This window comes from Vreelandella jeotgali Hwa, assembly GCF_000334215.1.
GTDB lineage: Bacteria > Pseudomonadota > Gammaproteobacteria > Pseudomonadales > Halomonadaceae > Vreelandella > Vreelandella jeotgali.
Window position 1 is genome coordinate 227,632 of the sequence record NZ_AMQY01000010.1, and the last position, 8,445, is coordinate 236,076.

General features: G+C 63.9%; 8 protein-coding genes. 4 read left to right on the forward strand and 4 right to left on the reverse strand.

Translation table 11 applies throughout. From position 1 onward, the window contains the following. The first annotated feature begins 154 nt into the window (after positions 1-154). Positions 155-826, forward strand: a complete 672-nt coding sequence (locus tag C793_RS0103295) for a metal-dependent hydrolase (RefSeq protein WP_017429533.1) — start codon at positions 155-157, stop codon at positions 824-826. Here the strand turns inward: C793_RS0103295 and C793_RS0103300 are convergent. From C793_RS0103300 to C793_RS0103310, 3 genes are read right to left on the reverse strand one after another with little or no spacing between them, the layout of a single operon-like run. Next, on the reverse strand, positions 802-2,184 hold the full coding sequence (locus C793_RS0103300) for a sigma-54-dependent transcriptional regulator (protein ID WP_017429534.1): 1,383 nt from the start codon (positions 2,182-2,184) through the stop codon (positions 802-804). The two genes, C793_RS0103295 and C793_RS0103300, sit on opposite strands and share 25 nt — an antisense overlap. Then, a complete protein-coding gene (locus C793_RS0103305) occupies positions 2,177-4,075 on the reverse strand; it encodes a sensor histidine kinase (RefSeq protein ID WP_017429535.1) in 1,899 nt (632 codons plus the stop codon). The genes C793_RS0103300 and C793_RS0103305 overlap by 8 nt, the downstream gene beginning before the upstream one ends. Continuing rightward, on the reverse strand, positions 4,072-4,842 hold the full coding sequence (locus C793_RS0103310) for a GntR family transcriptional regulator (protein ID WP_017429536.1): 771 nt from the start codon (positions 4,840-4,842) through the stop codon (positions 4,072-4,074). Before C793_RS0103310 ends, C793_RS0103305 begins: the two co-directional genes overlap by 4 nt. Before the next feature lie 248 nt (positions 4,843-5,090). Here C793_RS0103310 and C793_RS0103315 point away from each other — a divergent pair, with 248 nt between their 5' ends. The 3 genes from C793_RS0103315 to C793_RS0103325 are packed head-to-tail and all read left to right on the forward strand — an operon-like array spanning position 5,091 to position 7,950. Next, positions 5,091-5,846: a (Fe-S)-binding protein gene (locus tag C793_RS0103315; RefSeq protein WP_017429537.1), complete on the forward strand. Its 756-nt coding sequence runs from the start codon at positions 5,091-5,093 to the stop codon at positions 5,844-5,846. After that, the gene (locus C793_RS0103320) at positions 5,843-7,276 is read left to right on the forward strand and encodes a LutB/LldF family L-lactate oxidation iron-sulfur protein (protein WP_017429538.1); all 1,434 of its coding nucleotides are present in this window, start codon (positions 5,843-5,845) and stop codon (positions 7,274-7,276) included. Before C793_RS0103315 ends, C793_RS0103320 begins: the two co-directional genes overlap by 4 nt. Next, positions 7,273-7,950, forward strand: coding sequence for a LutC/YkgG family protein (locus C793_RS0103325; RefSeq protein ID WP_017429539.1), 678 nt, complete (start codon positions 7,273-7,275; stop codon positions 7,948-7,950). Before C793_RS0103320 ends, C793_RS0103325 begins: the two co-directional genes overlap by 4 nt. Before the next feature lie 275 nt (positions 7,951-8,225). Here C793_RS0103325 and C793_RS14605 read toward each other — a convergent pair. Then, positions 8,226-8,445 (reverse strand): hypothetical protein (locus tag C793_RS14605; RefSeq protein WP_217994452.1); only part of this gene is annotated, 220 nt, incomplete at its 5' end.

The window sequence follows — 8,445 nt, forward strand, 5'->3', positions numbered from 1 at the left end:
TTTCCCATGCTCCGCTGTTCTGTCCCAACGCCCCGCTGTTCTTTTCCTGCGCCTGGCTTTCCCACGTTCGGCTTTTCCGGGCCTGCCCCATGTCACGCTGCGCCATTATGTGATAATTTATACAGCCTTACGGGCGTTATCAAGGTGCCGCGGCATGGCCAATTTTCGCACGCATATTACCCTGGCGGCGGTCGGCGGCGGCTTTCTGGCCTATGCCGGCTTCAAGGCGCAGTGGTGGCCGCCCGAGCAGTCGCTGGTGGTCTGCGTGCTGACCGCGTTCGGCGGCATACTGCCGGATATCGATGCAGATCATTCGCGCTCCAACCGGCTGATTTTCACGCTGCTGGCGGTGCCGTGCCTGGTGCTGGCGGCGGTGTTGCTTCAGCCTTGGCTCAGCCCGGCAGCGTTGCTGGGCGCCTGTGTCGGGGTTTATGTGGGCGTGCGTTACCTGTGCGGTGTGCTGTTTTCGCGTCTGACGGTGCACCGGGGCGGCTGGCATTCCCTGCTCGCCGCCGTGCTTTGTACCCTGGCGGCGGCGGCGCTGAGTTTTCACTGGCTGGCCCAGTCGGCCTGGCTGGCATGGAGCCACGGGTTGGCGGTGCTCACGGGCTTCCTGATTCATCTGCTGCTGGACGAGATATACAGCGTGGATCTCGAGGGCGGGCGCTTCAAACGCTCTTTCGGTACCGCGTTGAAGCTGACCGACGGGCGGCGGCCGGCGTCCAGCCTGTTGATGCTGATTGCCACCCTGACGCTGATTCCCTGGCTGCCCCCCTGGGGTGTGCTGGGGTCGCTGTTGTCTCAGGGGGCCGACTGGTGGCGGTAGTCTTCGGCTTTCAGGCCGTGTTTTTTCAGCTTGTCGTAAAGCGTCTTGCGCGGCATGTCCAGCTGCTGGCACACGGCCACGACGTGGCCCTGGTGGCGTGCCAGCGCCTGGTTGATCAGGCTTTTTTCAAACAGCTCGACCTGGTGGGCCAGGCCGGCATCCGCGGTGTCATCGCTGACGCCTTCCCGGAGGCTGCTCAGGCGGTAGTCGAAGGCGGCGCCGAGTAGCACGTAGCGTTCGGCGAGGTTACGCAGTTCGCGCACGTTGCCCGGCCAGTCGTGCGCCAGCAGGCCGGCGGTGTCGTGGCTGTCCAGCGGCGGCGCTTCGAGGCCGCTGCGGGTGGCGGCGACAACCGCGAAGTGCTGAAACAGCAGCGGGATATCTTCGCGCCGGTCGCGCAGCGCGGGCAGCGGCAGGGTCACGACATCCAGGCGGTAATACAGGTCTTCACGAAACTCGCCGCGTTCGGCGGCCGCCTTGAGGTCGATCTTGGTGGCGGCGATGACGCGGATATCCAGAGTAACGGCCTGATTGCTGCCCAGCCGCTCCACCGCGCGTTCCTGCAGCACGCGCAGCAGTTTGACCTGCAGGGCCAGCGGCATGGATTCAATTTCGTCGAGCAGAACCGTGCCGCCGTTGGCGTGCTCAAACTTGCCAATGCGCCGCTCCACGGCTCCGGTAAACGCCCCTTTTTCATGGCCGAACAGCTCGGACTCAATCAGGCTTTCGGGCACCGCGCCGCAGTTGATGGCCACAAACGGCGCGTGTCGCCGGGGACTGCGTTCATGAATGGCGCGGGCGACCAGGTCCTTGCCGGTGCCGGTTTCGCCGATCACCAGCACATCGGCCTCGATCTGGCTGATGCGCTGAATCATCGCCGCCAGCCGTGAAATCACCGCGGTGCGCCCCACCAGGCGCGGCCCCAGCGCCGCCTGCTGGGCTTCCAGCTCGGCTTTCAGCTGACGATTTTCCAGGTTCAGCTGGCGCTTTTCCACGCCGCGCCGGACCACGTCCAGCAGCTGGTCGCCGGCAAACGGCTTCTCCAGAAAGTCCCAGGCGCCGTTGCGCATGGCTTCCACCGCCGTGGAAATATCGCCGTGCCCGGTAATCAGAATCACCGGCAGCGTGGGGTCCTGCTGCTGGAGCGTCCGCAGTAGCGTCATGCCGTCCATGCCAGGCATGCGGATATCGCTGACCACTACGCCGGGGAAGTCTGACGGCAGGGTTGCCAGCGCCTGTTCGGCGGTTTCAAAACAGTGCGGCGTATAGCCGGCCAGCTCAAGGGTCTGGGCGGCGGTAATCCTCAGGTGCAGCTCGTCGTCGATGACGATTACCGGCTGGTTGGACGGTTCATGCATGGCGCGGTGTCTCCGTGAGCGCATCGGGAGCTGTCGACAGCGGCAGCGTCAGGGTAAAGCAGGCGCCGCCTTCCGGGCGGTTGGCAGCGTCGAGCCTGCCGTCGAGATCTTCCATGATACGCGCCGAGATCGACAGCCCCAGCCCCAGGCCGGCACCGGGCGCGCGGGTGGTGAAAAACGGCTCAAACACCTGGGCCATGTGGGCGTCGTCGATTCCCCGGCCGTTGTCGGCAATGCACAGCCGGGCGTACCCGTCGCGGGCCGTCAGACTGATGTTCAGGGCCGGCGCCGGCGTTTCCTGTACCGCCTGGAGGGCATTGCTGATCAGGTTGACGATAACCTGCTCCAGGCGCACCAGGTCGCCGTACACCCAGACCGGCGTCTCCGGCAGGTGCTGTTCCAGCCGGGTGTGGCCGTCATTCAGCCGGCTCTGGAAAAGCCGCAGGGCATACGCCAGGCAGGACTGCACGGTCAGGTGCTCGTGGTGTTCGCTGCTTTTGCGTGAGAATTGCCGCAGCTGCGCGCTGATTTCCGTCATGCGGTGGGTCAGCTCAATGATCTGTTCCAGGTTGGCGTCGGCCTGTTCCAGGCGCGCCAGGTCAATAAACCGCCGGGCATTCTCGCCGTAGGCGCGGATGGCCGCCAGCGGCTGGTTCAGCTCGTGGTTGATGCCGGCGGCCAGCTGGCCCAATACAGCGAGCTTGGCGGCCTGAATCAGTTCGTCCTGGGTCTGGCGCAGGTTGGCCTCGGCGCGGCGGCGCTCATCGATTTCCGCCGAGAGCTGCCGGTTGCTGGCGACCAGGTCCTGGGTGCGGCGCTCGACGCTGTCTTCGAGTTCGTCGCGTACCCGGGCCAGGGTGCGGCGTTCGCGTTCGGCAAAGGCTTCGCGCTCACGGCGCAGTCGCAGACGCTGCCAGGCAATGCCGCCGGCCAGCGCCACGACGCCGTACAGCCCACCGGCAAGCAGCGCGGCCAGCCACTGTGCCTGGATGACCGGCTTCAGCGGTTTGAGGATGTGCATCGTCCAACCGAATTCGGGCAGCGGGCGCCTGAGGCTCAGGTAGCGTCCGTCATCCAGCGGCGCCCGGTCAAAGCTGACAATGCGGCTGTTATCGCCGTCGTTCTGCTCGATGCGAATCCCCGACGGGTCGAGTGGCTCGTCGGCGTAGCGGCGGGTGGCCTTCAGCGCCTGGCGCTTGTCGTCGCTCAGCGGCTGGAGGGCGTTCAGGCGCAGTCCGGGGCGGCTGGCCATGAACACGATATTGTCGCGGTCGGTAACCAGAAATTCGGCGTTTTGCGCCGACCAGCCCTGTTCCACGTCGCCGAGTAATACCTTGACCACCACGACGCCTTCCGGGCGGGCATCCGGGGCGGTATGGTCCAGCCATACCGGGGCGGAAAAATAGTAGCCCCGGGCCAGCGACTGCGTGCCCAGCCCGTAAAAGCGACCCTCCCCGCCGGCGATGGCCTGCTTGTAATAGGGGCGAAAGGCGTAGCTTTCACCGATGAAGGTGTCGTCGCGGTGCCAGTTGCTGGCGGCGACGGTGGTGCCGTCGTGGTCCAGCAGGTAGACATCGGAGACTCCGGCGGTAAAGCGGAAGCGGTCCAGCTGCAGGTTGAGCGGCATGGCGTCGTGCTTTTCCGGCGCGGTCAGAAAGCGCTTGACGGTCTCGCGGGAGGCGAGCATCTGCGGCAGGTAGTCGTAGCGCAGCAGGTAGCCGCGCAGGTTGGCGGCGGACAGCCGCAGCTCGTTGCGGGCGTCATCGCGCAGGTTGTTCAACGCCTGTTCATGCGCCAGGCGGGCCGACTGCCAGATACACAGCACCAGACCCGCGAGCAGCAGGGCAATCGCCAGGCGTCGCTTGTGACGTGTGGGGCGCAGGTACTTCATGTTTGTGAGTGGGTGCCCTGAGCGCGGCGCAGCGAGCGTTGCGCACGGGTTTCCGCGCGGGCCATTTCCATCAGGCCGTCTTCCACATAAGCGAGGTGTTCGTGGGCGTGGACACGGGCATCTTCCGCGCGGCCTTCGACAATCGCCTCCAGCAGGGTGCGATGCTGCTGCATCAGCTGGCGCCGCGAGCCGGGTTTGGCAAACAGGTAGGCCAGGTTTTCCACGATGCTTTGTTCCAGCAGGTGAAAAATCCCCCGCATGGTGTGCAGCAGCAGTACGTTATGTGCGGCTTCGGCAATGGCCAGGTGGAAGGCGGCGTCGAGCCGGGCTTCGCGGTCGGGATCATTGCCGGCAAAGCCGCTGTCGAGCGCTTCGAAGCGCTCGATCAGCGCGGCCTTGTCGGCGGGTGTGGAGCGCAGCGCTGCGTAGTAGGCAGAGAGCCCTTCCATGGCGTCACGAAACTCCAGCAGGTCAAGGTCAAACTCCTGGTGGCGGGAGAGCATGTCCAGCAGCGGGTCGGTGTAGCCGCCGTTGAGGGTGTCGTTGACGAAGGTGCCGCCGCCCTGGCGGCTGGACAGCAACCCGCGGGAAGCCAGTCGCTGAATGGCCTCGCGCAGCGACGGGCGCGATACGCCAAAGCGCTCTGCCAGCTTGCGCTCCGGCGGCAGGCGCTCGCCGGGTTTGAGGCTGCCCTCAAGAATCATGGCTTCCAGCCGTTCGGTAATCACATCGGCCAGGCGCGGCTGATGCAGCGAAGAACCTGACATGGCGGCTCCCTGTCGCGTTCGGTGGGTAATCCTGATGAATCGTAAATGGTCATACCAATTTTACGGGTGCCGGGTCCAGGAGGCAAGCGAAATGTCGAGTCGTAACTATAGGGTTCGGTGAGTGCGCTATCGGCAGCCCGAATTGACAGGGCCAGGATGCCTTATTATCGTTGTAGCAACTCATTTGTTAATTGGTTTTACCAATTTTATTCAGACGCCGGATGCCTGCCCACCGGCCGGGAGCGCGCATGACGCCCATCAAGCACTATCCGCCCAAGCCACGGAAAGTTTACTTTTATGGCACCTGCCTGGTGGATATTTTTTATCCCGAAGCCGGGATGGACGCCATTCGCCTGCTGGAGCGCGAAGGCATCGAAGTGATCTTTCCCCGCGACCAGACCTGTTGCGGTCAGCCGGCCTATACGTCGGGGTATCACGATGAAGCGCGTCGCGTTGCCGAGGCGCAGCTGGCGCTGTTTCCCGACCCCTGGCCCATCGTGGTGCCGTCGGGCTCCTGCGGCGGCATGCTGCGGGTGCATTATCCCGATCTGCTGGCGGATACACCCTGGGCCGAGGCGGCTGAAGACGTGGCCGCGCGCACTTTCGAGCTGACCGAGTTTCTGCTGCATGTCTGTCATGTGAAGCTCGATGACCGGGGCGACCCCGAGCAGGTCGCCATGCACACCTCGTGCAGTGCCCGGCGCGAGATGGGGCTGGCGGAGACGGCACCGGCGCTGCTGGGTCAGTTGCAGAACGTCGAGCTGTCCGAGCAGGCCCGCGCCGCGGAGTGCTGCGGTTTCGGCGGCACCTTTGCGGTGCGCCATCCGGAAGTGTCCGGGGCGATGGTCGAAGACAAGGTGGATGCCATCGAGGCAACCGGCACCCGGCATTTCGTGACCTCCGACTGCGGCTGCCTGATGAACATCCACGGCAATGCCGAGTATCGGCGCAGGGCGCTCGGCGGCGAACATATTGCCAGCTATCTATGGCGGAGAACGTCATGAGCGTCGAGACCTATAATCCCCGCGAGTTTCATCGCCAGGCGCACGATGCGCTGGGCAACCCGCAGATACGCGCCAACTTCCGCAGTGCCATGGACGGGTTGATGGACAAGCGCCGCGATGCGTTCAGCGACCAGGACGTGGAGCGCCTGCGCGATCTCGGGGCCAACATCCGCCGGCGCGCGCTGGCCAAACTGCCCGATCTGCTCGAGCAGCTGGAGGCCAACTGTGAAGCCAACGGTATTCGCGTGCACTGGGCAACGGACGACGATGAGGCCTGCCGGGTCGTGCGCGACATCTGTGACCGGCACGGGGCCTGCTCGGTGATCAAGGGCAAGTCGATGGTGTCGGAAGAAATGCACCTCAACGAGCACCTTGAAGCAGCCGGTATCGAGTCGCTGGAGTCGGACCTGGGCGAATATCTGGTGCAGCTTAACGAGCAGACGCCCTCGCACATCATCATGCCGGCCATCCACCTGAATACCGATGAAATCTCCGGGATTCTTCACGACAAGACCGGCACCGAGCGCACCCGTGACGTGGATACCATGACTGCCGCCGCCCGCAGTCAGCTGCGCGAGCGTTTTATGGCGGCCGACGTGGGGATTTCCGGCGTCAACTTTGCCGTGGCGGAAACCGGCACGCTGTGTCTGGTCGAAAACGAGGGCAATGGGCGCATGACCACCACGGTGCCGCCGGTGCATGTGGCGGTTACCGGGATCGAAAAGGTGGTTGAGCATCTGCGCGATGTGCCGCCGCTGTATAGCCTGCTGACGCGTTCGGCAACCGGCCAGCATGTGACGACCTATCTCAATATGATCAGCGCGCCGCGTCAGGCCGGCGAGCACGATGGCCCGGAAGAAGTGCACCTGGTGCTGGTGGATAACGGCCGTTCCAGCATCTACCAGGACGACGAGCTGCTCGATACGTTGCGCTGTATCCGCTGCGGCGCCTGCATGAATCACTGCCCGGTGTATAGCCGGGTAGGCGGGCATACCTACGGGACAACCTATCCCGGCCCCATCGGCAGTATTCTGATGCCGCACCTGATGGGGCTGGAAGATACCGGCGAACTGCCCAGCGCCTCCAGCCTGTGTGGCGCTTGCGGAGAGGTTTGCCCGGTCAGGATTCCCATTCCCGACCTGCTGGTCAGGCTCCGCCAGGAAGCCGTGGGCGAGGGGCGTGGCAACGTGCCCGGTGCCGGCGCCAAACGTAATAAAAAGGAGCTGGCGGCGTGGAAGAGCTGGCAATGGGCCGCCACCCATCCCGGGCTGTGGCGTAGCGGTCTGGCTGCCGCGGGCAGGTTTCGCGCGCTGATGCCGGCGAAGCTGGCGCCCTGGACGGATTGCCGAACACTGCCACGGCCGGCCAGAACGTCACTGCATACGCTGATCAAGCGCCGCCAGGCGCAACAGGGAGGTGAATCATCATGACGGCCCGCGAGACGATCCTGGAACGCCTGCGCACCCGCACTGACGGTGCAATCCCCGTCCCCGAAAGTGATTTCTCCATCATGTCCGGGCGTGATAGCGAGCTCGGCGCCGATCTTGAGCGCTTTGAGCAGCTGATTACATCAGTTCATGCCGAGGTAGTCCACACCTCCCGCTCGGGTTGGACACGAGCGCTGGCCGATATTCTGCATGACAGGCAGATCAAGCGACTGGCGCTGGGGCATGAGCACCCTGTGCCCAACGAGGCGCGTGCCGGCCTGGCCGACAGCGACATTGAGCTGGTGGATGCCACGCGGGATATCGAAGCCTGGCAGCGCGAGCAGTTTGACCGGGTCGATGCCGGTTTGACGTCTACTCGGGGCGCCATTGCCGAAACCGGCAGCCTCTGGCTGTGGCCAACGCCCGACGAGCCGCGCCGGCTGAGCCTGGTGCCTTCCATCCACATTGCCGTACTCGATAGTGACGCCCTGGGCGCCACGCTGTTTGATGCCATCGAGGCGCACGGCTGGGCAGACTCCATGCCAACCAACGCCCTGTTGATTTCGGGGCCGAGCAAAACCGCCGACATTGAACAAACGCTGGCCTACGGCGTTCACGGTCCCAGGGCACTGGTGGTTATTGTGCGTCACGGGGAGCCGGCGCCCCTTCATCAATAGACGTATCAATCAATAGACGCATCAATAATAGGCGTATTGGGGCGGCAGTCGTGTTGGAGCGGAATCGTCCTGGAATGACAGTTGTTTTGAAGCGGTCGAGGTATTGGCAAATCTGAAACAGGTGCCGCCACAACTTTTTTGCCGGCGGCTGTTGCCAACCACCTCCACAGCCCTTATAGTACGCATCCGCTGCCGCCGACGCCCCGCGTTGCCGGCGGTTCAGGGCCCGAAAAAGCCTTGCCTGTCAGTCGGTTACGCGATGTCTTGGTTTGATTTTATTTTTCATCGTCATTGACAGGAAGTTGAAGGGGTGTAGAATACGCCCTCCTCGCAGCCGACACGGCCCGCGAGACGCTCTTTAACAAGTTGATCAGGTAATTCATGTGGGCGCTTGCCGGTGTGGGTGACAAATCACCCAATATCAAGGCAAGCGACTCGTCAGGATTCGGTGCGCTGCTGTTTTCAGCAGTCATGGAATCCGTTTGAGATACGTTT

Bases quoted from the DNA above. Each gene is read 5' to 3' on its own strand.
- C793_RS0103315 (WP_017429537.1), top strand. From the start codon at position 5,091: ATGACGCCCATCAAGCACTATCCGCCCAAGCCACGGAAAGTTTACTTT.
- C793_RS0103320 (WP_017429538.1), top strand. From the start codon at position 5,843: ATGAGCGTCGAGACCTATAATCCCCGCGAGTTTCATCGCCAGGCGCAC.
- C793_RS0103310 (WP_017429536.1), bottom strand. From the start codon at position 4,842: ATGTCAGGTTCTTCGCTGCATCAGCCGCGCCTGGCCGATGTGATTACC.
- C793_RS0103305 (WP_017429535.1), bottom strand. From the start codon at position 4,075: ATGAAGTACCTGCGCCCCACACGTCACAAGCGACGCCTGGCGATTGCC.
- C793_RS0103300 (WP_017429534.1), bottom strand. From the start codon at position 2,184: ATGCATGAACCGTCCAACCAGCCGGTAATCGTCATCGACGACGAGCTG.
- C793_RS0103295 (WP_017429533.1), top strand. From the start codon at position 155: ATGGCCAATTTTCGCACGCATATTACCCTGGCGGCGGTCGGCGGCGGC.
- C793_RS0103325 (WP_017429539.1), top strand. From the start codon at position 7,273: ATGACGGCCCGCGAGACGATCCTGGAACGCCTGCGCACCCGCACTGAC.